Below are 26,395 nucleotides of genomic sequence, written 5' to 3'. Positions count from 1 at the left end.
AAACTATCAGATTGTGATCATCCTCAGTTTAAAAAAGAAACATTGTATGTATTTTTATAAAACACTGTTTCTTTATTGAAAAGGGATAATAATGCAAGAACAGCTTCGACGTCCATGTACCACCAGTATGTTAGTGATGATTACCAGCCTAATGGTGAGTAGCCCTATAGTAATGGCAGCAAAATCAAATAGCTCCGATGCTCCTCAGCAACTGCAAGTTCCTACTCTCGCCTATGATGAGAGCAGTATTGTTCTGGTGTGGAAAGCGCCAGAAGATACCCGCAAAATTGTCGATTATCAGATTTTCTCTGCGGGAAAATTGTTAGGTAAAGCCAGTGATAACAATGATAAGTTCTCCCCCGCCAAGCCCTATATCGATAACTTTTATGCCAATGATAAAGATAACTTCCAGCATAAAATCGTGATGCAGAATTTTACGGCCACGAACCTGAAACCTGAAACCAGCTACCAATTTACAGTGAAAGCACAATACGCGGATGGGTCTTTATCTGCTGCCAGCAAGCCCATCACAGTCAAAACCAGTGCTAAACCGCAGATTATAAATGTTCGTGACTTCGGTGCTATCGATGATGGCAAGACATTGAATACTAAGGCTATACAGCAAGCCATTGATAGCTGCAAACCGGGTTGCCGGGTTGAAATCCCCTCCGGCACTTACAAAAGTGGCGCACTTTGGCTGAAAAGTGATATGACCCTCAATCTGCAAGCGGGCGCAACACTGCTCGGTTCAGAAAATCCTGATGATTACCCCGCCGGTTACCGCCTTTACCCTTATTCCACCATTGAGCGCCCAGCATCACTGATCAATGCCATCGATCCCAATAACAGCAAACCCGGCACATTCCGCAATATTCGAATTACTGGTTCTGGGGTCATTGATGGAAATGGTTGGTTGCGCGCCAAAACCCCCGACATTACTGATGAGTTAGGCCGCTCATTGCCACAATATGTCGCCAGCAAAAATAGTAAAGTGCATGAAGATGGCATCTTAGCCAAAAACCAGGTTGAAAAGGCTGTTTCCGATGGTATGGATTTGAAAAATGCCTACGGGCAACGCCGTTCCAGCTTAATGACATTACGCGGAGTAGAAAACGTGTATCTGGCCGGTTTTACTGTGCGTAACCCGGCTTTCCACGGCATTATGAATCTGGAAAACCATAATGTTGTTGCCAATGGATTAATTCACCAAACCTATGATGCAAATAATGGTGACGGCATTGAGTTCGGTAACAGTCAGAATGTTATGGTCTTTAATAACTTCTTTGATACCGGCGATGACTGCATCAATTTTGCGGCTGGCACTGGGGAGAAGGCTCAAGAGCAAGAGCCAATGAAAGGCGCATGGTTATTTAATAACTATTTCCGAATGGGCCACGGTGCAGTGGTCACGGGTAGTCATACAGGTGCCTGGATTGAGGATATTCTGGCCGAAAATAATGTGATGTACCTGACTGACATCGGCCTGCGGGCCAAGAGCACCAGCACTATTGGTGGGGGTGCCCGCAATGTGATTTTCCGCAATAATGCCATGCGGGATCTGGCGAAACAAGTGATGGTGATGACTCTGGATTATGCTGACAGTAATGCCAACATTGATTATCCACCAGCCAAAGTTCCTGCTCAGTTCTATGATTTCACAGTAAAAAATATAACTGTGGATAATACAACCGGCAAAAATGCATCTATTGAAATCAAAGGGGATACCGCGAATAAAGCCTGGCACCGGTTGGTACATTTTAATAATGTGCAGTTTAATAATGTCACACCGACTGCAATCAGTGACTTACGTGATAGTGAATTTAATAAAGTGACTTTCACTGAGTTGCGGGGCGAAACACCATGGCACTTCAGCGATGTGAAAAACGTCAAGGTTGATGGTAAAGCTGTCGCACCTTAATGAGTCGCGGATGGGCAGGTGCTGTGCCGTTAGCAAAACCTGCCCACTGTTGGTTTTTCACATTTACTGAGGCTTTTTAGCTTTCGCTAATTGTTCTCGAATATTGGCCAGATGACTCTGGCCTTTTTGCATCCGCTCTTCTGGGCTAACCGCTTTGCGTTCGTTTTCCCATTTGAGATCGTCTTGCGGCAATTCCATCAAGAAACGGCTAGGTTCTGGCCGAATCAATTCACCATACTGACGCCGCTCTTTGCATAAGGTGAAAAACAGTTCGCGCTGAGCACGGGTGATACCCACATATGCCAGCCGCCGCTCTTCATCGACATTGTCTTCGTCAATGCTGCTTTGGTGTGGCAGCAAGCCCTCTTCCATGCCAACCAAAAATACGTAAGGGAATTCCAATCCTTTTGAAGCATGCAGCGTCATTAGTTGAACTTGATCCAGCTCTTCATCACTTTCCCCACGTTCCATCATATCGCGCAGGGTAAAGCGCGTAACAACCTGAGTCAGCGTCATCGGTTCATTCAGTTCTGACCCTTCTAACATTTCGGTCATCCAACTGAATAATAAATTGACGTTTTTCATCCGCATTTCAGCCGCTTTCGGGCTAGGAGAGGTTTCGAACAGCCAGCTTTCATAATCAATACCGTGGATCAAATCCCGTACTGCCGCCACCGGTTCACGTTCCACTAACCGGATAATGCCGTCCATCCAATGAGTAAAACGCTGTAATGACTCCAGACCGCGCCCCTTCAGATGCTCGCCTAGCCCTAAATCAAAACTGGCGCGAAACAGACTTTTATTACGCACATTAGCCCATTCACCCAGCTTTTGAATTGTCGCAGAACCAATCTCGCGCTTAGGAGTATTCACAATACGTAAGAATGCGCTGTCATCATCCTGATTGGTCAATACCCGCAAATAAGCCAGTAAATCTTTGATTTCTGGACGCGAGAAAAATGAATCTCCGCCAGAGATACGATATGGAATGCGGTTCTGCATCAGCAGCTTTTCAAATAACCGTGACTGATGGTTACCGCGATACAAAATGGCATAATCGCTGTATTGCGTTTTTTTCACAAAATGGTGGGCAATCAGCTCCCCGACCACTCGTTCAGCTTCATGATCTTCATTATTAGCGGTAATCACTTTGAGCTCATCACCATAACCCAACTCAGAAAATAGCCTTTTTTCAAAAACATGGGGGTTATTGGCGATCAAGATATTCGCTGCTTTCAGAATTCGGCCCGAAGAGCGGTAGTTCTGCTCCAGCTTAATCACCTGCAACTGAGGGAAATCTTCATTCAGCAAAACTAAGTTCTGTGGTCGCGCACCGCGCCATGAATAGATGGATTGGTCATCATCACCCACTACGGTAAAACGCGCCCGGCTACCTACCAGCAGCTTAACCATATGATACTGGCTGGTATTGGTATCTTGGTATTCATCTACTAATAAGTAGCGCAGCCGATTTTGCCAACGCTCTCGCACTTCCAGATCATTTTGCAGCAACAACGTTGGCAGGGAGATAAGGTCATCGAAATCCAGAACATTGCATGCTTTTAAATGGGCGTCATACAAGCCATAGCAATGGACAAACAATTTATCGCGCTCAGATCGTGCCAGTGCTGCCGCAGCGGCTGGATCAAGAAGATCATTTTTCCAATTTGAGATCTGGGATATCAACTGTTGCAGTAACGTTTTATCGTCTTCCAACCATTTGTGGGTTAAATCTTTCAATAGACCCAATTGGTCCTGCGCATCAAACAGTGAGAAATTAGATTTCATCCCCAGCGCTTTGTACTCTTTTTTGATGATTTCCAACCCCAAAGTATGGAATGTCGCAATCATCAAACCCCGTGCTTCTTTGCGCCCTAAAGTCTGAGCCACGCGTTCTTTCATCTCGCGGGCGGCTTTATTGGTAAAGGTTACCGCTGCAATATGTTTTGGCTGATAGCCACATTGGCGGATCAGGTGCGCAATCTTATTGGTGATGACTCGGGTTTTGCCCGATCCCGCACCGGCCAACACCAGGCAGGGCCCGGTGACGAATTCGACAGCTTGTTGTTGGCTGGGGTTTAATCGCATAGCACTCGGAAGCTCTGTAGATAAACGGGGGAACAGGATTGTAGCAGAAAGCGACTGCTGAAAAAAAACAGTGACCATCTTTTGATTTGTAAAACGCTGACCAGCGTGGCCCCATCATGACTAAAATACGTTACACTGGCGCGCTTCAAGGCTCCCTTGAAGATAATATTCGTTCAAATAACCCTACCCAATAAATTGGTGGTGATTGTTACTATGGCAAACAAAGCTTCTGCACTGCACATCCTGGTTGATGATGAAAAGCAGGCAAACGATATTCTGGCACAGTTGAATAACGGTGCAAATTTCCAAGAGTTAGCGAAAAAGTTCTCTAACTGCCCGTCAAAACGTAATGGCGGCGATCTGGGTGAGTTCAATAAAGGGGATATGGTCCCGGCATTCGATAAAGCCGTATTCAGCTGCGAATTGCTGCAACCTTATGGCCCGGTAAAAACTCAGTTTGGTTATCATATTATTAAAGTTTTATATCGTAATTAAGTTAGTCATGCGCCACCTTACCGGCGGCGCAAATAACCTATCTTCTGCCTATCTATTTATTACTGCCTCAATATGTATCGCAGAGTCATTCTTCTTTAAAAGAACATTAATATTCCCAGCACTCAAGACACCCATAAATTATATCCATACAAAATACCGACTTAACTTTACAAACTGAGCATGAAATAACATTCTCTAGTCATCTTAAAACGCGAGAAAAACACGATGAAAACAAATTCCCAATAAAAACAACAAGAAAGATCTCATTAGTCGTTTTTTATTTTAAAAACAATTCATTTAAATACAATCACTTAGATTAATTTAAGATATAATTTAATTATTATAGGAATTTTCCCACAAACATTGGTTTGTTTATCTTATGTGCAGCAAGCATTACTTTCTATATTATCTCATCATCAAGTAATGGACGCAGTCGGAATAATGGCTACCAAATTACTTTAATGAAACAACACCATGTGGAAAGCTGACGAGTATAATCGAATAATATTCGCACATATAGTCATTAACCCACTTCATATTTATTAAGTTAAATACTCATCCGCATTTGAATGCAACGAGCGTTTGACCAATTTCTAATTATTATATTGGAGTTTTAAATGAATAAGATTACTTTGGCTATGGCATTATTCGCAGCATCTACAACTGTAGCAATGGCCGCCAGCAATAATACAATTACTTTCCAAGGGGAAGTCACAGCACAAACTTGTTCTGTTACCGTCAACGGCCTTGACGCAAACCCAACAGTATTATTGCCAACAGTATCAAGTGGCGATTTAGATGCTTCTGGTAAAACTGCAGGTAAAACAACCTTTACTCTGGGTGTATCTGGCTGCACAACAAGTACTGATGATATTAATATCAAAACTGTTTTCGTTGGTAACCAAGTAACAACTTCCGGCAACTTAAAAAACAGTGGCACAGCGGCAAATGTTGAGCTTCAATTACTGAAAGATGCAGTAACCACAGCAGGTATCGATTTGAATAGCGGCGTGGCACAAGATGGTATCGTGTTAAAAGCAGGTGATACAGCAGCTGAGCATGATTTTGCGGTGCAGTATTTTGCAACCGGTCAAGCTGGCCCTGGTTCTGTGATCGCCTCTGTACAATATGCAGTTTCCTACCTCTAATATCAGTATCGTAGGATAGGATATACTTTAAGTAATTGGAGTTGTAGGTGGCAGCAAGTTGAGCTCAATGAAATTACTCCGGTAAGCCATTTGGGTGATGACACAGCTAACCCCTACAACTTCTAGTTCAAAAAGTTTAACTATTCCACCCGTTTCCTTCAGAGGATATTCCCATCATGCTTAATATAAATGGCTACCGTTATCTGCTTATCACTTTATTAATTCTTATGGGTATATCTTTTGCTAATGCCAGTGTAGTCATGAGTGGCAGCCGAATTATATATGCGGCAGGAGAAAAAGAGCACAGTGTCCAATTAACGAATAAAGATAACTTTCCTAATGCTGTCCAAGTCTGGCTAGACAGTGGTGATGCTCAGTCAACACCAGAGACAGGGAAAGCACCGTTTATTGTTACTCCGCCTTTTTTCCGTATTGAAGCGAATGCAGGTCAAACATTACGGCTGAAATATACCGGTAGTGGTTTGCCGACGGATAGAGAATCCGTGTTCTACCTTAATTTTTTACAGGTTCCGCCGGTAAATAAAGCAGAAAAGAATAATAAAATGTTAGTGTTGATGCGCAATCGCATTAAAGTGTTCTATCGCCCTGAAAATATTACGGGCCGTGTTGACCAAGTCTCCAGTGCACTGACTTTTAATGTACGCCAACAAGGTAAAGATGTTGTTGTTACGGGTAAAAACCCAACAGGATTCTATGCCACCATAGCCAGTGGTGAAGTCGTTGGGGGGGGTAAAAAACTCAAAATGAAATCAGAGATGATCCCTCCAATGTCTCAGATTCAATGGGTTATCCCAAATTCATCTGCACCTTCAAATGCTATTGTTAACTTCCTGTTGGTAAATGATTTCGGTGGGCAGGATACCGGTAGCTATAAAACTCAGTAGTGGCTTTCCGGCGAAGGAATATTTATGGGGCTTTCACAAGTCGTTCTAAAAAAGAAGTTCTCTGGCCGTAAAAAAGCATTAACGCTGTGTATAACTTTGATTTTATATGTCGATACTGTTTCGGCTCAGGAAGAGCCACAAAATCTCGAATTTGATGAATCACTTTTTTTAGGAACAAATTTTGCTTCCGGTTTGAATCAACTGAATAAAGAGAATTCTGTCACACCGGGAAATTACGATGCTGTAGATATCCTGGTTAATAACAAACCATTCAAACGCACCACAGTTCAGTTTATTAAGAATGCCGATTCGTCGGAAGTATTTCCCTGCCTGAGTGATGAGCTATTAACTGCGGCTGGCGTTGAGCTGGCCAATAAAAATACTACCTCACCGAAAGAATCTAATACCACTGAGGGTGAATCCATACCCTCAGAATCTGCGGATATTACATCTGCGGATACCATATCTTCTGCCACCGAGAAATGCGTACCATTAGCGGAGCGCGTCAAAGGCGCGTCTTTTAATTTCGACCAGGCCAAACTGCGCTTGGAACTGTCTATTCCCCAAGCATTATTACAAAAACGGCCTCGGGACTATATTGACCGTGCTGAGTGGGTGGAAGGTGAAAAACTCGCATTCGTTAACTACAGCGCTAACTTTTATCGTAGCGATACGCAATCTCAGCAAAATAATACATCTGACTATGGTTTTGTTGGCTTAAAAAGTGGCCTCAATCTCGGATTGTGGCAATTACGTCAGCAATCAAATGTGCGTTATGCCAGTAACAATAATAACAGCGATACTCAATGGAATAATATCCGCACTTATGTGCAACGCCCTATCTCATCATTGGATAGCCAATTAACGCTGGGTGAAACCTTCACCGACAGTACCTTATTTGGCACGATGTCATTTCGTGGTGTCAAAATGGCTACTGACCAGCGTATGTGGCCACAATCGATGCGCGGTTTTGCCCCTGAAGTCCGTGGTGTTGCCACCAGTAATGCGCGGGTCGTTATTCGCCAGAATGGGCGTGAAATATATGAAACTAATGTTGCCCCTGGCCCATTCGTTATTAACGATTTATACAGCACCACCAGCCAGGGTGACCTTAATGTTGAAGTTATAGAGGCTAATGGTAGCCGTTCGACATTTACTGTGCCTTTCAGTGCCGTGCCGGATTCAATGCGCCCTGGTGTAAGCCGTTATAATGCAGTGGTTGGGGAATCACGTGACTTCACCAATATTGACAGCTATTTCACTGATTTTACCTATGAGCGCGGTCTTACAAATCAATTAACTGCCAACAGTGGCCTTCGTTTAGCGCAAGATTATACGGCATTACTTTTGGGGGGAGTATTAGGTACGCCGGTTGGCGCGTTTGGCCTTAATACCACCTATTCCCACGCCAAAGTTGAAGATAATAAAACTCAAGATGGTTGGCGGATGCAAGCCACCTATAGCCAGACATTTAATGAAACTGGCACTTCATTCTCGCTGGCTGGATATCGCTATTCCACAAAAGGGTATCGTGATTTAAATGATGTATTTGGTGTGCGTTCAGTGCAAAAGAATGGCGGAACCTGGGATTCATCAACATATAAACAACGTAGCCAATTTACCACCACAATAAACCAAACTCTGAGTGGTTATGGGCAACTTTCAGCCTCAGCGTCGACCAGTGATTATTATAACGACACACAAAGAGATACGCAGTTACAGCTAAACTATTCAAATAGTTATAAAGATATTAGCTATAACGTGGCACTGAGCCGCCAGCGCACAATTTATACCTCAACCCAGTTTGGTTGGGATACGGATGATACGGACGAAACAATGACAACAACGCGCTACGGTAATACCGAAAATATCGCGTCATTGACCGTGTCTATTCCACTGAATATTGGCAGCAGGAATCAATACTTATCCATGTCTGCCAACCGCAATCCGAAAAGTGGCAATAACTATCAGACGTCATTATCAGGCACCGCCGGTGAACGTAATACTTTAAATTATTCAGTAAATGCAGGTTATGACGATAGTAATATCAGCGGTAGCTCAAATAGTTGGGGGGCAAATGTGCAGAAGCAATTCCCTAATGCTACCGTCAATGGCAGCTATTCTCGTGGCAATAACTATACCCAATATGGGGCTGGTGCTCGCGGAGCTGCTGTTATCCACAGTAAAGGTGTCACACTGGGGCCTTATTTGGGCGACACTTTCGGTTTAATTGAAGCTGATGGCGCTCAAGGTGCAACAGTGCGAAATGCACAAGGGGCGAGGATTGATAATAATGGCTTTGCTCTGGTGCCGTCATTAACACCTTATAATTACAATACAGTCGGTTTGGATACTAAAGGAATTAATCGCAATACGGAGCTGAAAGAAAATCAGGGGCGCGTGGTTCCTTATGCTGGGGCCGCTGTGAAAGTGAAATTCGAAACCTTGACCGGCTATGCGGTATTAATTCAAACCCAAACTGCTGATGGTGAAGGATTACCCTTGGGCGCTGATGTTTATAATAGCAAAGATGAAATTGTCGGTATGGTGGGCCAGGGGAATCAGATCTATGCACGAGTGAAAGATAATAAAGGTTCGCTTTATGTTCGTTGGGGTGAAAACAGCAATGAGCAGTGCGAATTACCTTATAATTTTGCTCACCAAGATACTGAACAAGATATTATCAATATAACAGGCAGTTGCCGCCGGTAACCATTATGAGAAAAATAATGTTAAGACCAACAGAGCAGTTAATATCTTGCGAAGTCTCACGGCCAACAATGCCTCCTTATTCCCGTCGCCCGTATATTGTGGCGGGAACGATGTTAATAATAGGGTTATTTAGCACCTCAGCATGGTCAAATTGCCTCCGAATTACAGCACAAAGTCAGCTTGGTGCCGGTGACGGCACCGCAAGCGCTTGGGCGGGTTCTCTTGATTATAATAACGGGTCACTCGGCTTACCTTGCCTTATTGATCTCAGCACCAATGCAAACTTTCAACCCGATGGCACATTATTGGCAGCGGCGACTTCCGACTTTACCACTTTTGCCCTGAATACCAGCTATGACCCAGATCGCGTGCTATTTCGTTGTGAGGCCGCAGATGTTGACCAACTCTTCGAAATGTATGCCACTAACGGGGATAATGACTATGGTGGCAAAAATGAAGATGGCGCGATTGCTGGCAATGTTCCCTCCGGTTTCGCGACGTATGTGCGCAACGTAGTTATCAGGCTTACAAATCTATCAACAGGTGAATATTATTCCCGCTTATGGAAAGGGCGGCGCTTAACTAATCTTGATAAAGACAGTTCTGGCCGTATTCTGGTTAAAGCTAAGAATTTCAGTAATCTATATACTGAGCTATTTCGTATTGATTATGCCCGAGCGGGGACTAACAACGCAGCATCTTATACCTATGCCTATACTCAGCCCAATGCCTATATCGCCTTTAAAGGGCCGGGGATTAGCGGCCCAATTGAAGGAACCGACTCAGTATCAAACTGGCCCGGCTGGTACTCGACCTGGCCTGCCTCTATTGGGTTGTATAACTATGTGACTTTCCGTCGTACCACAATTTGCGCGGTAACTCATTTCACCCCGACCGTTATCTTACCCCGAATTTCAGTGGCGGAACTGAATAATGGAAGCTCCAGTTCGGCTGAGTTCAGTGTTGATTTCCAGTGCCAAACAGGAGTGACCTCCGGCGTCAATGCTGGCGCGGTGGCCATGGGCTTTTTGGTGCCAGCAGCAAATGCGGCCAAAGCTCAAGCATTGGGATTAATGAACGGCAGCGGTGGTATAAGTCATTTAGTTTCAGATAATTATGGCGCTGCCGGAATGTCCAGCGGCGTTGGCATCCGAATCTACCGCAACAATAGTCCAATTTATTTACTATCAAAAAATGTCACTCAAACCGGTAATAACGGAGGATGGTATGGCATCTTCCAGGGTGCTCAAGAAATCACCGGTACCGTGAGTGGGGGCAACAGTTACACTGAGAATTTTCGGGCTGAGTTAAGTAAAATCAGCGGGCAAACTGTGACGGCAGGAGCTGTGAATGCGCATGCGCAAGTGGTTATCCGGGTTCAATAATCTGTGTTTCAACCACAGAATCAGTGGGTTGCTATTATTGCTCATCATGACCTGTAGTGTGCCGGCCATGGCAAGTGTAGTGGCAGAAAAGACACGTATTATCTTCAGCGAAGGCAGCACTGAAGAATCATTGCAGTTGGTCAATAGTAATGACTACCCGGTGGCAGTGCAGGTCTGGGTGGATGATGGCGATTTGATGGCAACACCGGAGAAAGCCGTTTCCCCGGTATTAGTGTTGCCGCCATTATTTCGGTTACAGCCACAAGCCCAACGCAGCTTGCGTTTGATTTTATCGGGTGCCAGTAAGTTACCGGTGGATAGAGAATCTGCATTCTGGCTCAATGTTTATGAAATCCCACCGAAAACAACAACTAAAGTTGATAATGAGTCCTCCGTCACACTGGCTTTGCGCATGCAATACAAAGTATTTTATCGCCCTAAAAACCTGCCCGCGCCAGCGGATGCCGTCAGCAAAGCGTTAACTTTTGCCTTAGAACGTAACGGCAATACAGCCATGATTAAAGTTGATAATCCAACACCTTATTATGCATCAATCTCCTCTCTGACATTGGGTTCGGCTGAAGGATTGCCAGATATGGTCGCCCCATTCTCTAAGCTGGATTTTCCACTCAACCGTTTACCACTTGCGGGCGGTAAAACTGTTGATTTTGTCTTAGTCGATGATTTAGGTAATCGTAAAGCTTTTAGCCGTGGGCTGAAGTAAATTACGGTGATGGCGGTTTGATATGTTTGCTAAAAACAGAGTCGATTTGCGGCTCTGTGCCAATGTCATTCATTTAAATTTGAGTTGGTTTGTTTCACATCACTAACCTTTTCAAACCGCTAGCGATATATGGAAAATCCAAATGGGCGTTATCTCTGGCCCATGCTCCCCAACGAGTTAAAATAATTTGAATTCCCCGCATTAATCTTCTTCTTTTAAATTGAAGCACTTTTTATTTATTTTATTAATATGAACAAAAAACGCGACCATGAATAAATAGTCGCGTTTTTTTCAAGTGGAAAGGATGTTATCCAATCCTCACATCAGTGTTGCCGCCTCAGGGGCTAAGGGGATTAACCCGCAACAGCAATGCGTTTCATATCAGTCATATACCCACGCAGCTTATGGCCAACAGCTTCGATTGGGTGATTACGGATAGCTTCGTTTACATCGCGCAACTGAGCATTATCGACTGCGGTACCGGCAACACTCTTACCCAAATCACCCGCTTGCAGAGAATCCATAAACTTGCCTTTCAGCAAGGGTACGGCTGCATTGGCAAACAGATAGTTACCATATTCAGCAGTATCAGAAATAACAACGTTCATTTCATACAGGCGCTTACGTGCAATAGTATTGGCGATCAGTGGCAATTCATGCAGAGATTCGTAATAAGCAGACTCTTCGATGATGCCAGAATCAACCATGGTTTCGAATGCCAATTCAACACCGGCTTTCACCATAGCAATCATCAATACACCGTGGTCGAAATATTCTTGTTCAGAGATTTTGCCTTCGTACTGTGGCGCGTTCTCAAATGCTGTTTTGCCGGTCTCTTCACGCCAGTTCAGCAATTTAACGTCATCTTCAGCCCAGTCAGCCATCATCCCGCTGGAGAATGCGCCAGAGATAATGTCATCCATATGCTTTTGGAACAGCGGAGCCATGATTTCTTTCAATTGCTCCGACAGCGCATAAGCACGTAATTTAGCTGGGTTGGACAGACGGTCCATCATCAGCGTAATCCCGCCCTGTTTCAGCGCCTCAGTGATGGTTTCCCAACCAAACTGAATCAGTTTTTCAGCATAAGCGGCATCAGTACCTTCAGAAACCAGTTTGTCAAAGCACAACAGTGAACCGGCCTGCAACATACCACACAGGATAGTTTGCTCACCCATCAGGTCAGATTTAACTTCAGCAACGAAAGAGGATTCCAACACACCAGCACGATGGCCGCCAGTCGCCGCCGCCCAAGCCTTGGCAATCGCCATACCTTCGCCTTTAGGATCGTTTTCTGGGTGAACCGCAATCAGTGTCGGTACGCCAAATCCGCGTTTATATTCTTCACGAACTTCTGTCCCTGGGCATTTCGGCGCAACCATCACTACGGTGATGTCTTTACGAACTTGTTCGCCTACTTCAACAATGTTGAAACCGTGGGAGTAACCCAGTGCAGACCCTTCTTTCATCAATGGTTGAATAGCTTGAACCACTGCAGAGTGCTGTTTGTCTGGTGTCAGGTTAACCACTAAATCTGCTTGCGGGATCAGCTCTTCGTAAGTCCCTACTTTGAAGCCATTTTCGGTCGCTTTACGCCATGAAGCGCGCTTTTCTGCAATCGCTTCTTTGCGCAGGGCATAAGCCACATCCAAACCGGAGTCGCGCATGTTCAAGCCTTGGTTCAAGCCTTGTGCGCCACAGCCGACAATCACCACTTTTTTCCCTTTCAGGTAGCCTGCTTCATCGGCAAATTCGTCACGTGCCATAAAGCGACACTTACCTAATTGCGCCAACTGCTGGCGCAGGTTCAATGTGTTGAAATAGTTAGCCATGGTATTACTCCGTTCGGGTTCTGTTTTGTGGGTGCAGCTATTTTTCTGTTACTGCAAACGAATGTTGTGTTGGTGTACTGATACTGTTTTTTTCACATCCCCTGTCTGTGCCGGGGATTACCTTAGATTCACTATATGACAGGAAACACATTGCTGAAATTGATATATTAACAATGTGACATTGCAAATTCTGCAATACTCTTTATTTCTTATGCCATACACTAGGCCATCTCACTCAAGAGGCTGTCTGTGATGGATTTACGCGACCTGAAATTATTTCTTCATTTGGCTGAAAGCCGCCATTTTGGCCGCACTGCCAAAGCAATGCATGTCAGTCCATCCACTCTTTCGCGCCAGATCCAACGGCTGGAAGAAACCATCGGCCAGCCGCTATTTTTACGAGATAACCGCACGGTACAATTGACTGATGCCGGTACTCAGTTGAAAGCCTTTGCTCAGCAAACATTGCTACAATATCAGCAATTGCGCCATGCTCTGGGCCAGCACGGGCCATCACTCAGTGGTGAACTGCGGCTATTTTGCTCAGTCACCGCCGCCTACAGTCATTTACCTCCAATTTTGGACCGCTTTCGCGCGCGTCATCCACTGGTTGAAATCAAACTCACCACCGGTGATGCGGCCGACGCAGTAGATAAAGTGCAATCTAACGAGGCAGATTTAGGGATTGCAGGCCGCCCTGAAGTGCTGCCTACCAGCATTGCATTTACCCAAATTGGTGAGATCCCACTGGTATTGATTGCCCCAGCACTCCCTTGTGCGGTGCGGTCTCAAATCTCCGTGGAGCAACCCGATTGGGCGATGATCCCATTTATCCTGCCGGAGCACGGCCCATCACGAAAACGCATTGATTTGTGGTTCCGCCGTCAGCGCATCAGTAACCCATTGATTTACGCTACAGTTTCTGGTCATGAGGCGATTGTATCGATGGTGGCACTCGGGTGTGGTGTCGCGTTAATTCCATCCGTGGTCGTCGATAACAGCCCGGAACCAGTACGGAATCGTATTTCCCTGTTAGATGATGTTTCGCTGGTTGAGCCGTTTGAATTAGGGGTTTGCGTGCCGAAAAAACGGCTTAATGAGCCGCTAATTGAAGCATTTTGGGGATTATTGTAATTAACCTTGGCTATCTATCATCAATAACATTGACCGATAAATGATAGCGAATGTCATTAATATAAAAAAATCAGGCATCAAAAGTGCCTGATTTTTTGCTGCTATTTCATCTTATGAGTAAGACAATTAACCCGCTAAGAAGAACTTAAACGCTGGGTTATTCGTTTCATCATGGCAATCATAGCCCAATGCAGCCAGGTGCTGTTCAAATTGTGGTTCAGTGGCTGATAATTCAAAGGCTGCCAGCACTCGGCCAAAATCTGTACCGTGGCTACGATAGTGGAACAGAGAAATGTTCCAATGCGTGCCCAAAGTATGCAGGAATTTCAGCAATGCACCGGGAGATTCCGGGAATTCAAAGCTGAACAGCCGCTCGCGCAATGGTTTTGAAGGCCGCCCCCCGACCATATAACGAACATGCAACTTGGCCATTTCGTCATCAGATAAATCCACCACCTGATAACCTTTATCCTGTAATTCAGCTAAGATTTCTGCCCGCTCAGCATAACCGCGGGTCAAACGTACCCCAACAAAAATACAGGCGTTATCTGCATCAGCATAACGATAGTTAAACTCAGTGACTGAACGGCCGCCCAGCAACTCACAAAACCGCAGAAAACTGCCTTTTTGCTCAGGGATAGTCACCGCCAGCAAGGCTTCGCGCTGCTCACCTAACTCACAGCGTTCTGACACATAACGAAGGCCATGAAAGTTAACATTAGCACCAGAAAGCACATGAGCCAGCCGCTCACCCTGGATATTATGCTGCTGAACATACTTTTTCAGACCCGCCAGCGCCAGAGCACCAGAAGGCTCCGCAATGGCGCGCACATCTTCAAATAAGTCTTTTACTGCCGCACAAATGGCGTCGCTATCAACCGTAATAACTTCGTCCAGATATTCCTGACACAGGCGGAAACACTCGTCGCCAATGCGCTTAACCGCCACGCCCTCAGCGAATAATCCGACACGGGCCAAATCCACCGGTTTACCCGCATCCAGTGCCGCCCGTAAGCAGGCAGAATCTTCCGCCTCGACACCAATCACTTTAATCTGTGGCATTAGCTGTTTGATAAGCACCGCTACCCCAGCCACCAGCCCACCGCCTCCGACAGGAACAAATATCCGGTCAAGATGTGCGTCTTGCTGGAGTAACTCCATCGCTAACGTCCCCTGCCCAGCAATCACAGCGGGGTGATCGAACGGTGGAACAAAGGTATAGCCTTGCAGTTGGGACAGCTCGATAGCTTTGGCTTTGGCTTCATCAAAATTGGCACCAAACAGCAGTACTTCGCCACCAAACCCACGGACTGCATCAACTTTGATATCAGCGGTTGCCACTGGCATCACAATAAGCGCTTTGATTCCAAGCTTATTGGCTGACAGCGCCACCCCCTGCGCATGGTTACCGGCAGAGGCGGTTATCACACCACAGGCTTTCTGTTCTTCTGTCAGACCCGCCAACATCGCATAAGCACCACGCAGTTTAAAGCTGTGTACGGGTTGCCGGTCTTCGCGTTTCACTAAAATGGTATTACCCAAGCGGGAGGAGATTTTTTCCATCACTTGCAATGGGGTGACTTGCGCCACCTCATACACCGGCGCGCGAAGTATCGCCCGCAGATATTCTGCCCCACAGGGGGCAGTTGATAAGGGTTGTGATACCGCCATGGGTATTAGCCTCCCAGCTTACTTTTGTCGCGAACAGCACCTTTGTCAGCACTGGTCGCCAGCAAAGCATAAGCCCGTAATGCATAAGAAACCTGACGTTCACGGGCTTTCGGTGTCCATGCAGCATCACCGCGCGCTAATTCTGTTTCACGGCGTGTGGCCAATTCAGCATCACTGACGTCCAGTTTCATCGCACGGTTGGGAATATCAATATCAATAATGTCGCCATCTTGGACCAAAGCAATCAACCCACCGCTGGCGGCTTCCGGCGAAGCATGGCCAATGGATAACCCCGAAGTCCCCCCCGAGAAACGGCCATCTGTTAACAACGCACAGCTTTTCCCTAATCCCATCGATTTCAGGTAAGTGGTCGGATACAACATTTCTTGCATCCCTGGCCCGCCTTTTGGCCCTTCGTAGCGGATAACAACCACATCACCCGCCACCACTTTGCCACCCAGAATAGCGGCAACAGCATCATCCTGACTCTCATAGACTTTGGCCGGGCCGCGGAAAGTTAAGCTGTCTTTATCCACCCCGGCGGTTTTAACAATCGAGCCATTTTCCGAGAGATTGCCATATAACACGGCCAAACCGCCGTCTTGGCTGTAAGCATGTTCACGAGTACGAATACAGCCCTCTTGGCGGTCAGTATCCAGTGATGGGAAGCGGCAATCTTGTGAGAAGGCTTTAGTGGTGCGAATACCGGCTGGGCCTGCGGCGTACATCTGCTTGACCCCTTCGTCTTTGGTCAGCATCACATCATAAGCTTCCAGTGTTTGTGGCAGATTCAGCCCCAACACATTACTGACTTCGCGATTTAGCAACCCGGCCCTGTCCAACTCACCTAAAATACCAACGACCCCCCCCGCACGATGCACATCTTCCATATGGTATTTCTGAGTGCTTGGCGCAACTTTGCACAAATGTGGCACTTTACGAGACAGGCGGTCGATATCGCTGATATCAAAATCAATATCTCCTTCCTGCGCTGCCGCCAGCAAATGCAGGACGGTATTGGTGGAGCCGCCCATGGCGATATCCAGTGTCATGGCATTTTCAAACGCCGCTTTGTTCGCAATGCTGCGCGGCAAGGCGCTGATATCATCTTGTTCATAATAACGTTTGGTCAGCGCAACAATATGCTTGCCAGCATCAAGGAACAGCTGCTTACGATCCGCATGGGTTGCCAGCAATGAGCCGTTGCCCGGCAGCGCCAGACCCAGAGCTTCATTCAGACAGTTCATCGAGTTGGCCGTGAACATGCCAGAACAGGAACCGCAAGTTGGGCAAGCAGAGCGCTCAATTTGCTCGCTGTCGGCATCACTGACATTGGGGTTTGCCCCTTGAATCATGGCATCGACCAAATCTAGCTTGATAATTTTATCGGATAACTTGGTTTTACCGGCTTCCATCGGGCCGCCAGAAACAAAGATAACCGGAATATTCAAGCGCAGAGACGCCATCAGCATCCCTGGGGTAATTTTATCGCAGTTAGAGATACACACCATGGCGTCCGCACAGTGGGCGTTAACCATGTATTCAACGGAGTCGGCAATCAATTCACGTGAAGGCAGTGAATAGAGCATGCCGCCGTGGCCCATCGCGATCCCATCATCCACCGCAATAGTATTGAACTCTTTAGCCACACCGCCGGACGCTTCAATTTGCTCTGCCACCAGCTTTCCTAAGTCGCGCAAATGAACGTGGCCCGGTACAAACTGGGTAAATGAGTTAACTACCGCAATAATTGGTTTGCCGAAGTCATCATCGGTCATACCGGTTGCGCGCCACAATGCGCGGGCGCCAGCCATATTACGGCCATGAGTGGTGGTATGGGAACGGTACTTAGGCATTGTCTCTTCACTCCAGATTTTATTTTTTAAATCAACTAGTTGTTATAAATACAGTGTGTTGCAAATAGGTGCTGTATGGCAGGTAGCGAACGAACTACCTGCTAATGCTGTCTGCTTGTCGTTATTATGGATTGATCGGATCCAGCCAACCGTGTTTATCTTCGGTTTCACCGGTGAACAGGCCGAAGAACGCTTGTTGAATTTTTGTAGTGATCGGGCCACGTTTACCAATACCAACCTGAATACCATCTACGCTACGCACTGGGGTAATTTCTGCCGCAGTACCAGACATAAATACTTCATCGGCCAGATAGAGAGATTCACGTGACAACACTTGCTCACGGACTTCCAGACCCATGTCTTTCGCCAGTTTAATAATGGCGTCGCGGGTAATACCCGGCAGGGCAGAAGAGGTAAACGGCGGCGTGAACAGAATGCCATCTTTCACTTCAAACAAGTTTTCACCCGCACCTTCAGACAGGAAGCCGTGAATATCCAGTGCAATCCCTTCCTGATAGCCATGGCGGCGTGCTTCACTACCCACCAGCAAGGACGACAGGTAGTTACCACCCGCTTTAGCCGCAGTTGGAATGGTGTTTGGCGCTACACGATTCCATGAAGACACCATCGCATCAATACCTTGCTCCAATGCTTCTGCGCCCAAATAAGCCCCCCACGGGAAGGCCGCAATGATGATGTCTGTCTTATAACCATCCGGCGGATTAACACCCATGCCGACATCACCAATAAAGACCAATGGGCGGATATAGGCGCTGGTTAGCTTGTTTTTACGCAGTGTTGCGCGGCAAGCCTCCATCAGCTCATCAACCGACTGAGAAACCGGCATGCGGTAAATTTTGGCTGAGTCGTGCAAGCGCTGCATGTGTTCGCGGTGACGGAAAACTACCGGCCCCTTGTGGGATTCGTAACAACGAACACCTTCGAAGACTGACGTGCCATAGTGTAACGCGTGAGACATCACGTGAACTTTCGCTTCTGCCCACGGAACCATTTCGCCGTTAAACCAAATAAAATCAGCTTTCTTCGTCATTCTTTTCTTTCCTTGTGGCGCATCAGGCGCGTATCTGTAATGTATTAGGTTGTAGGATCTCGACGCAGGCGACATCCATAAGCTTACTCAGCTGAGAAGACAGTAAATCGACAGGTCGCCCGCTGGCAACGGTCAATTCAATATTAATATTCTCAGCGTTAATCATTGGTGACATATTCATAGCACAAACCTGAAAACCGCGGTGCCGCACGACTCGCAATACGCGCTCTAACATCTCAGGGCGGAAGCGGGCTTGGATAGAGAGTTGATGTTGCATCATGAGATTTTCTCCAGCATGGTTTCATTACCTGCGCCTGGCGGCACTAACGGCCAAACGTTTTCGAGTTCGTCGATAGAAACCTGGAGCAAATAAGGCCCTTCGCTGTTAAACAGCGCATCCAGTGCGGCTTCGACTTGGTCTTTTCGGGTGATACGTTGGCCGGGGATATTGAAAGCACTGGCCAGTGTGATGAAATCGGGGTTATCAGAAAGATTGGTTTCGCTATAGCGTCCATCAAAAAACAGTTGCTGCCACTGCCTAACCATACCTAATCGCTGGTTATCCAATAAAACAATTTTCAGCGGTAACTGTCGGCGTTTTATGGTGCCCAGCTCCTGAACATTCATCATGAATGAGCCATCGCCGGAAACACATATAACCATGTCATCTGGCCGGGCCATCTGCGCACCAACGGCGGCGGGAACACCAAAGCCCATCGTGCCCAGACCGCTAGAAGTGATGAAATTCTCAGGGCGGGTAAAGCTCATGTGCTGCGCTGTCCACATCTGGTGCTGGCCTACGTCAGTGGTGACCACAGTCTGCGGGGCTTTACGCTCGGAGATCTGCTTGAGCAGTAATGGCGCATAAATTGCTTGGCCGGGGTGATCATAACGCCAGCTATGCTGATGTTTTAACGCCATAACCTCATCACGCCACGGCTGAATACTCAGCGGTTGCTGCAAGGCGGGCAGTAACACTTTCAAATCGCCCTGCAACGCGACATGCGCCTGGCGCAATTTACCCAGCTCTGCCGGGTCGATATCCATATGAATAACTTTTGCTTTCGCGGCAAATGTATTCAGCTTGCCAGTCACGCGATCATCAAAACGCGCGCCCACGGCTATCAATAAGTCACAGTCCTGTACCGCAAAATTCGCCGCTTTGGTGCCGTGCATCCCCAGCATGCCCAAATAGCACGGGTGATGAGTATCTGGCGCGCCCAAACCTTTCAAGGTGGCAACCGCAGGAATACCGGTGACGTCAATAAACTCGCGTAAAGCCGGAACCGCCTGCGCCATCCCAACGCCGCCACCGACATACAACATCGGCTTTTTAGCTGTTGCCAACATATCCAAGGCCTGTTGTAACTCAGCAGCAGAATCAACCGGATACTCTTCAACGGGCATCAAATGCGGGGTCAATTCCCCCACCGCCAATTGAATATCTTTTGGAATGTCGATTAAAACAGGCCCAGGACGGCCACTGGTGGCGATAGCAAAAGCTTCCGCCATGATCCCCGGCAGCGCATCTAATGATTCGACCAAAAAACTGTGTTTGGTACAGGCCAGAGACAGGCCCAGAACATCAATTTCCTGAAAAGCGTCAGTGCCGATTAAAGCCGACCCGACCTGACCAGTGATGGCGATTACCGGCACAGAATCGAGCAAAGCATCAGCCAAACCGGTGATCAGATTAGTGGCTCCGGGGCCGGAAGTGGCGATACACACCCCGACTTTACCGGTTGCACGCGCATAACCAATAGCGGCAATAGCAGCACCCTGCTCATGGCGGCAGAGCAAATGCTCGACACCACCATCATACAAAGCATCGTAGACAGGCATTATTGCCCCGCCCGGATAGCCGAATACCGTATCAACCCCCTGCGCACGCAACGCTTGAACCACCCACTGAGCACCATTCATAGTTATTTCCCCGACCTTTTACGGGAGGAGCAGGATTTTATTCTGTTGTGCATTTTATGTCCCTCGCGTCTTTTAACGTACCAATAAAAAAACCCCCGGACCTTTCGGTGCGGGGGTTCTCTTGAGATTAAGGCTTGATTTTTATGCCTTTATTCGTCCAAGTGCAGCCCCGCACGGTGGGATAATAATCACCACCACGCTAATTAGGACTAGGTTAATCACTTGGACAATCGCTTTCATAATTAGGTTGTTCATCTGTCTAGTGTCGAACGAATACCTACAGAGTTATCACAGTTATTGGTTACCTGACAATATTTATTTAAATTATTATTTTGTGGGCATCTGTGCAAAACACAATAAATATATTATTTATCAATCAGTAAAACCCACATCGGCACTTAGGTCTTTTTTCTGCGCTCTGCATCGCAATTTTTGATTTTGATACATCCATTGCAACGAAACTTCTCGCGAGCTTTCGCAAACCAATACTTTTTCTAAGTGCTGAAAAAAAACCTGAGGCACTCTGTGACCATGCCCCAACACTAAGGGCGCACGACAGCAAAGGAAAGCGAAATGTCACTGGCAACTATTCATACCCGTGCCACATTAGGTATTCAGGCCCCCTCAGTTACGGTTGAAGTTCATATCAGCAATGGGCTACCTGGGTTAATTTTGGTTGGACTGCCGGAAACGACGGTAAGAGAGGCGCGGGACAGGGTTCGTAGCGCATTAATCAACAGCGGCTTTACTTATCCAGCCAAACGGATCACGGTCAGTCTGGCACCGGCAGATTTACCCAAAGAAGGAGGCCGTTATGACCTGCCTATCGCTTTAGCGATATTAGCCGCGTCAGAGCAGATTCCTGCGGATAAATTAGCGCACTATGAGTTCTTGGGTGAGCTAGCCCTATCAGGGGCGCTAAGACGCGTTAGCGGCGCAATTCCAGCAGCTCTCGCCAGCAGTCAGGTCCATCGACAATTAATTTTGCCGTCAGAGAACAGTGTGGAGATAGGGTTAATTGCACAAGATGACAGCTGGGTCGCAGATCACTTATTAGCAGTGTGTGGTTTTCTACAAGGTGAAAATACGCTTGCTCAAGGTCAACGCCTTGAGGCTGTTTCAAATTGGGATGACCGCCTTGATCTACAAGATATTATCGGCCAATCACAAGCCAAACGTGCTCTGGAGATAACCGCTGCCGGTGGGCACAACCTGCTGTTGCTCGGGCCGCCTGGCACTGGCAAAACTATGCTGGCAAATCGGCTCACTGGGTTATTACCGCCGCTGACGGATCAAGAAGCACTCGAGGCTGCGGCCATTAATGGCTTATCGCACAGCAATGAACTGCCGGCTCAATGGCGCTATCGGGCTTTTCGGGCACCGCATCACAGCGCGTCGATGGCTGCTTTGATTGGCGGAGGATCAATTCCCCGCCCCGGCGAAATATCACTGGCACACAACGGGGTACTTTTTCTGGATGAACTGCCGGAGTTTGAACGCAGGGTACTGGATTCATTGCGCGAACCACTAGAATCGGGTGAAATTATCATTTCCCGCGCAACCGCAAAAGTCTGTTTCCCAGCTAGAGTACAGTTGATAGCCGCGATGAATCCTAGCCCCAGTGGCCATTATCAAGGCATCCATAATCGAGCACCGCCACAACAAGTCTTACGCTATCTGGCAAAACTATCAGGCCCATTTTTGGACCGATTTGATTTATCGATTGAAGTACCACTACTTCCTGCAGGAATGCTGGGGGCACAAAAACATCAGGGTGAAAGTAGTAAAACTGTCAGGCAACGAGTATTGCAGGCTAGAAAAAGACAATTGGATAGAGCGGGGAAGATAAACACGCGGCTGAACAGCCAAGAGATAGCTGAATATTGCTATTTAACACCTGAGAATGCCGTTTTTTTGGAACAGGTATTACTAAAACTGGGGCTATCAGTGCGCGCCTGGCACCATATTTTGAAAGTGGCACGGACCATTGCGGATCTGGCTCTGGAAGATAATATTCAAAAAAATCATCTTTCAGAAGCACTGAGCTATCGTTGTATGGACCGGTTACTTTTGCAGTTGCACAAAAGCTTGATATAAAAACTAAAATGGGGCAAAAAAACCATAAGACTTAAACGCAATATTATACCCAGAATGATGGAAGAGTCGCAGGTCAGTAATTACAGTGCCCTGCGACTTCAAGAACAAAGGATATTAGTCGTCGCTATCAGTGTAATCTTCCACTGCGTCCATCTGCGGTTTACCGCCAGATAGCGTATGGAAACGTTTAGGGCGACGAGTCCGGGTCACATACTTGGACCAGACTTTCTCCTCAGCGCTGACTGGCTCACGCTCGCCGCGACAGACAGCAACAAACAACTGTTCTTCTTCCGTTGCAGGCTGGCGTTTTCCGAGATCGAGTTCGTTGAAGGCGTAACCGCAGCGCTCTAGTAATTGCGCCTCTTTAATGGTGAAATCGCCGTGACGCGAGAACCCGCGAGGATAATGTTTATTATCAAAAAAACGATTGGTCGTGATGAAGCTATCCGCCATCTGACACGCTCCTAATTCTCTCATGGTCGTGCTGTTTATGGCGCGGAGTATTAGATAGGCTTGACATCGTGTAAAACAAAACATTTAAATCTTAACGACAAAAAAAATTGGAGATGGGTGTGGATACCGAATTACTGAAAACCTTTTTGGAGGTCAGTAGAACTCGCCACTTTGGTCGCGCAGCTGAATCTTTGTACTTAACCCAGTCGGCGGTGAGTTTTCGTATCCGTCAGTTGGAAAATCAATTAGGTGCAAATTTATTCACTCGCCATCGCAATAATATTCGCCTGACTCCAGCCGGTGAACGGTTGGTGCCTTATGCTGAAACACTGATGAGCACTTGGCAGTTAGCCAAAAAAGAAGTTGTTCACTCGCTGCAACACACCGAGTTGTCCATTGGTGCAACCGCCTCACTTTGGGAGGCTTACCTCACTCCTTGGTTGCAACAGCTATATAAACAACGAGAGGCATTACGACTTGAGGCGCGGATTGCACTACGTCAATCGCTGGTCAAACAGTTGCACGAACGGCAACTCGATTTATTGATAACGACCGAACCTCCTAAAATGGACGAGTTGGCCAGCCTGCTACTAGGCCATTTTTCATTGCGCTTGTTCTCCTCGATTCCCCTTGGTCTATCTGAGAAAACTGACGACGAGACCGAGTATAAAAATGTAAATGAAGCGCCATATATCAAACTTGAATGGGGAGCAGATTTCCATCAGCAAGAAAATCGTTTACTCAATAGCGAGCAAATGCCCGTGCTGACCACGACTTCTGCCCATTTAACCCGGCAGCTGTTGGAAACCACCGGCGGCTGTGCTTTTCTACCTGAACATTGGCAAAAAGAGTACCCAGAGTTGATCATCAACACTGAAATACCGCCCATAGTTCGGCCACTGTATGCCGTTTGGTTGCAAAACAGTGACCAGCAAACATTAATTCGACAGTTATTAAAAACGCCTATGAATAACGCAGCCCAAAGCGCTATACCGGATTAAGTGGGGGTGATTGAGGACGAGCGCGTCGATTCAAATAAAATGCACTCATCGCCTTCTGGATGGCAATAAAGCTAAATAGCAGAATTCCGATGACAATTTTGGTCCACCATGAACTGAGAGTGCCATCAAAAGTGATATAACTCTGTATCAGGCCTTGAATCAGCACGCCAAACAGAGTGCCGAAAACTGTACCAATACCGCCGGTAAGCAAAGTGCCACCAATTACGACGGCGGCTATAGCATCGAGCTCAACACCACTAGCCGCTAATGCATAACCTGCGGAGGTATAGAGAGAGAAAACAATCCCGGACAGAGCAGCCAAGGTGCTCGATAACATGTAGATTTTTATCGTGGTTTGTCTAACCGGAACTCCCATCAGGGCTGCAGAAACACTATTGCCACCGATTGCATAGACGTTATGACCAAAGCGGGTTTTATGGGCTAGCAAAATACCAAATACCACAACCAATAGCATAATCAGGGCGAGCAGTGTAAATCGCCCACCACCGGGAACTTTCCAAGCATAATTAGCAAGATAGCCATAAAGTGGGTGATTAATGGGAATGGACTCTTCCGATACAATAAAACTCATGCCACGGACAAAAAACATCCCCGCAAGAGTGATGATAAACGCCGGGAGTTTCAGTGAATCAATAATCCAGCCCATGAACGCACCAAACATCGCGCCCATAACTAAGACGATAGCAAAAGCATACATTGGGTGAATACCATAAGTACCGATTAGCTTTGCCAGTAGTACGCCAGTAAACGCAATAACTGAACCGACAGATAAATCGATACCACCGGATAAAATAACAAAGGTCATACCTACGGCGACAATTCCCAGAAAAGCATTATCAGTCAGTAAGTCACACCAAACACGGGTGGAAGAAAAGCTGGGGAATTGGCTGAGACAAAAGGCATATCCCAGAATAAAAACGGCGATAGTAATCAGCAAAGGAATATTACGCTTTAACATTATTTTCGCCTCCGGAAGATATGGCTCAATGAGATCATCGGTGACTGCACCACCAATACGGCTAACACCACAATGGCTTTAAGAACCAGATTAAATTCAGGTTGATAACCTGAAAGTAAAATCCCAGTATTCATTCCCTGAATAATCAAAGCGCCAATGACCGAGAGCAAAAGATTAAAACGCCCTCCCATTAAGGATGCACCGCCAATTACTACCGCCAGAATGGCATCCAATTCCAGCCATAAACCCGCATTGTTAGCATCAGCACCTCGAATATCGGCCGTCACAATAATGCCCGCGACCGCGGCACAGATGCCGCAAATCACATACACAGCAATCAGCACCAACCGGGTACTCACGCCCGCATTACGCGCAGAACGCAAATTGATCCCGACCGACTCAATAAAGAGCCCCAACGCCGTTTTGCGCGTCAATAACCACACAATAATCAGCATGCTGAATGCGATAACCACAGACATCGGCATATACATCAATGTGCTGCTGCCTAACTCTGCCAACCCACCGCTATCAAATGTAACAATCTGCCCTTGTGTAATAAGCTGAGCGATACCTCGCCCGGCGACCATTAACATCAATGTGGCGACAATAGGTTGAATTTGTAACACCGCGACTAAAAAACCGTTCCATAATCCGCACAATGCCCCAACGGCAAGCGCTGCAACCAATACCGTGAATAAAGGATACCCAGCACTGGTCAGGGTCGCAGCCGTGGCACCAGCAATTGCCATTACTGCTCCAACGGATAAATCAATGCCCCCAGTTGCAATAACTAATGTCATTCCCAGTGCTAATAAAGCAACGGGCGCACCCCGGTTTAAGATATCAATGACACTGCCGAATAGCCGTCCATCCTGGATGTGAATGGAGAAAAAGTGCGGGGCGACTAAGCTATCAATTAATAAAATGGCAGCCAGAGCACCAAACTGAGTGGCACCCTTCGGCAAGACCCATTTAACTTTACGCGGCCTTTGCGGCATAGATAGGCTCCTGTTTCCCATGAGA

At 46.9% G+C, this 26,395-nt stretch carries 22 protein-coding genes; 10 read left to right on the top strand and 12 right to left on the bottom strand.

Going from position 1 to position 26,395, the window contains the following annotated elements:
* Positions 1-91: 91 nt before the first annotated feature.
* Positions 92-1,918, top strand: a complete 1,827-nt coding sequence (locus F0T03_RS00820; protein ID WP_159677051.1) for a glycosyl hydrolase family 28 protein — start codon at positions 92-94, stop codon at positions 1,916-1,918.
* Positions 1,919-1,981: 63 nt separating this feature from the next.
* Here the strand turns inward: F0T03_RS00820 and rep are convergent, their stop codons facing one another.
* Positions 1,982-4,006, bottom strand: a complete 2,025-nt coding sequence (rep, locus tag F0T03_RS00815) for a DNA helicase Rep (RefSeq protein WP_145556044.1) — start codon at positions 4,004-4,006, stop codon at positions 1,982-1,984.
* 213 nt (positions 4,007-4,219) lie between these two features.
* On the opposite strand from rep, the gene ppiC reads away from it, so the two are divergent.
* From ppiC to F0T03_RS00785, 6 genes are all read left to right on the top strand, one after another.
* The gene (gene ppiC, locus F0T03_RS00810; protein WP_004704164.1) at positions 4,220-4,501 is read left to right on the top strand and encodes a peptidylprolyl isomerase PpiC; all 282 of its coding nucleotides are present in this window, start codon (positions 4,220-4,222) and stop codon (positions 4,499-4,501) included.
* 617 nt (positions 4,502-5,118) lie between these two features.
* Complete coding sequence (locus F0T03_RS00805) at positions 5,119-5,649, top strand: fimbrial protein (RefSeq protein ID WP_159677050.1); 531 nt, start codon at positions 5,119-5,121, stop codon at positions 5,647-5,649.
* Positions 5,650-5,825: 176 nt separating this feature from the next.
* Positions 5,826-6,554, top strand: coding sequence for a fimbrial biogenesis chaperone (locus F0T03_RS00800; RefSeq protein ID WP_162526851.1), 729 nt, complete (start codon positions 5,826-5,828; stop codon positions 6,552-6,554).
* A gap of 24 nt (positions 6,555-6,578) precedes the next feature.
* Positions 6,579-9,266: a fimbria/pilus outer membrane usher protein gene (locus F0T03_RS00795; RefSeq protein WP_159677049.1), complete on the top strand. Its 2,688-nt coding sequence runs from the start codon at positions 6,579-6,581 to the stop codon at positions 9,264-9,266.
* A gap of 68 nt (positions 9,267-9,334) precedes the next feature.
* Entirely contained in the window at positions 9,335-10,651 is a 1,317-nt protein-coding gene (stbD, locus tag F0T03_RS00790; RefSeq protein ID WP_208787103.1) for a fimbrial usher protein StbD, read from the top strand.
* Positions 10,617-11,375 carry a fimbrial biogenesis chaperone gene (locus tag F0T03_RS00785; protein ID WP_159677047.1) on the top strand — a complete coding sequence of 253 codons (759 nt, stop codon included), beginning with the start codon at positions 10,617-10,619 and terminating at the stop codon, positions 11,373-11,375. Before stbD ends, F0T03_RS00785 begins: the two co-directional genes overlap by 35 nt.
* A gap of 94 nt (positions 11,376-11,469) precedes the next feature.
* On the opposite strand, the gene F0T03_RS00780 is transcribed toward F0T03_RS00785, so the two are convergent.
* A complete protein-coding gene (locus F0T03_RS00780) occupies positions 11,470-11,577 on the bottom strand; it encodes an antiterminator Q family protein (protein WP_159677046.1) in 108 nt (35 codons plus the stop codon).
* Positions 11,578-11,728: 151 nt separating this feature from the next.
* Positions 11,729-13,207, bottom strand: coding sequence for a ketol-acid reductoisomerase (ilvC, locus tag F0T03_RS00775; protein WP_145556038.1), 1,479 nt, complete (start codon positions 13,205-13,207; stop codon positions 11,729-11,731).
* 252 nt (positions 13,208-13,459) lie between these two features.
* On the opposite strand from ilvC, the gene ilvY reads away from it, so the two are divergent.
* Positions 13,460-14,341, top strand: coding sequence for an HTH-type transcriptional activator IlvY (ilvY, locus tag F0T03_RS00770; RefSeq protein ID WP_159680598.1), 882 nt, complete (start codon positions 13,460-13,462; stop codon positions 14,339-14,341).
* A gap of 126 nt (positions 14,342-14,467) precedes the next feature.
* Here ilvY and ilvA read toward each other — a convergent pair whose 3' ends face one another.
* The 6 genes from ilvA to ilvL all read right to left on the bottom strand — a co-directional run bounded on the left by ilvA (position 14,468) and on the right by ilvL (position 21,082).
* Positions 14,468-16,012: a threonine ammonia-lyase, biosynthetic gene (ilvA, locus tag F0T03_RS00765; RefSeq protein WP_145556037.1), complete on the bottom strand. Its 1,545-nt coding sequence runs from the start codon at positions 16,010-16,012 to the stop codon at positions 14,468-14,470.
* A 5-nt stretch (positions 16,013-16,017) separates the two neighbouring features.
* Positions 16,018-17,868 carry a dihydroxy-acid dehydratase gene (ilvD, locus tag F0T03_RS00760; RefSeq protein WP_145556036.1) on the bottom strand — a complete coding sequence of 617 codons (1,851 nt, stop codon included), beginning with the start codon at positions 17,866-17,868 and terminating at the stop codon, positions 16,018-16,020.
* A gap of 124 nt (positions 17,869-17,992) precedes the next feature.
* Positions 17,993-18,919 (bottom strand): branched-chain amino acid transaminase, encoded by a 927-nt coding sequence (locus tag F0T03_RS00755; RefSeq protein WP_145556035.1) that lies wholly within the window; start codon positions 18,917-18,919, stop codon positions 17,993-17,995.
* 22 nt (positions 18,920-18,941) lie between these two features.
* Positions 18,942-19,199: an acetolactate synthase 2 small subunit gene (gene ilvM / locus F0T03_RS00750; protein ID WP_025379943.1), complete on the bottom strand. Its 258-nt coding sequence runs from the start codon at positions 19,197-19,199 to the stop codon at positions 18,942-18,944.
* Complete coding sequence (gene ilvG / locus F0T03_RS00745) at positions 19,196-20,842, bottom strand: acetolactate synthase 2 catalytic subunit (protein ID WP_145556034.1); 1,647 nt, start codon at positions 20,840-20,842, stop codon at positions 19,196-19,198. The genes ilvM and ilvG overlap by 4 nt, the downstream gene beginning before the upstream one ends.
* A gap of 141 nt (positions 20,843-20,983) precedes the next feature.
* Positions 20,984-21,082 (bottom strand): ilv operon leader peptide, encoded by a 99-nt coding sequence (ilvL, locus tag F0T03_RS00740; protein ID WP_071817873.1) that lies wholly within the window; start codon positions 21,080-21,082, stop codon positions 20,984-20,986.
* Positions 21,083-21,415: 333 nt separating this feature from the next.
* On the opposite strand from ilvL, the gene F0T03_RS00735 reads away from it, so the two are divergent.
* Complete coding sequence (locus F0T03_RS00735) at positions 21,416-22,939, top strand: YifB family Mg chelatase-like AAA ATPase (protein ID WP_159677045.1); 1,524 nt, start codon at positions 21,416-21,418, stop codon at positions 22,937-22,939.
* A 114-nt stretch (positions 22,940-23,053) separates the two neighbouring features.
* Here the strand turns inward: F0T03_RS00735 and F0T03_RS00730 are convergent, their stop codons facing one another.
* Entirely contained in the window at positions 23,054-23,392 is a 339-nt protein-coding gene (locus F0T03_RS00730; protein ID WP_145556032.1) for a MaoP family protein, read from the bottom strand.
* 119 nt (positions 23,393-23,511) lie between these two features.
* Between F0T03_RS00730 and hdfR the strand changes: the two genes are divergently transcribed.
* A complete protein-coding gene (hdfR, locus tag F0T03_RS00725) occupies positions 23,512-24,393 on the top strand; it encodes an HTH-type transcriptional regulator HdfR (protein ID WP_145556031.1) in 882 nt (293 codons plus the stop codon).
* Here hdfR and yjfF read toward each other — a convergent pair.
* Complete coding sequence (gene yjfF, locus F0T03_RS00720; protein WP_159677044.1) at positions 24,380-25,372, bottom strand: galactofuranose ABC transporter, permease protein YjfF; 993 nt, start codon at positions 25,370-25,372, stop codon at positions 24,380-24,382. The genes hdfR and yjfF overlap by 14 nt on opposite strands.
* A complete protein-coding gene (ytfT, locus tag F0T03_RS00715) occupies positions 25,372-26,391 on the bottom strand; it encodes a galactofuranose ABC transporter, ATP-binding protein YtfT (RefSeq protein ID WP_145556029.1) in 1,020 nt (339 codons plus the stop codon). Before ytfT ends, yjfF begins: the two co-directional genes overlap by 1 nt.
* Between the last annotated feature and the right edge of the window lie 4 nt (positions 26,392-26,395).

Origin of the sequence: Yersinia canariae (assembly GCF_009831415.1) — a bacterium.
In the GTDB taxonomy this organism is placed as follows: Bacteria; Pseudomonadota; Gammaproteobacteria; order Enterobacterales; family Enterobacteriaceae; genus Yersinia; species Yersinia canariae.
Note: the sequence above shows the minus strand (reverse complement) of the source record. Positions and strands in the feature narration are given on the sequence as shown.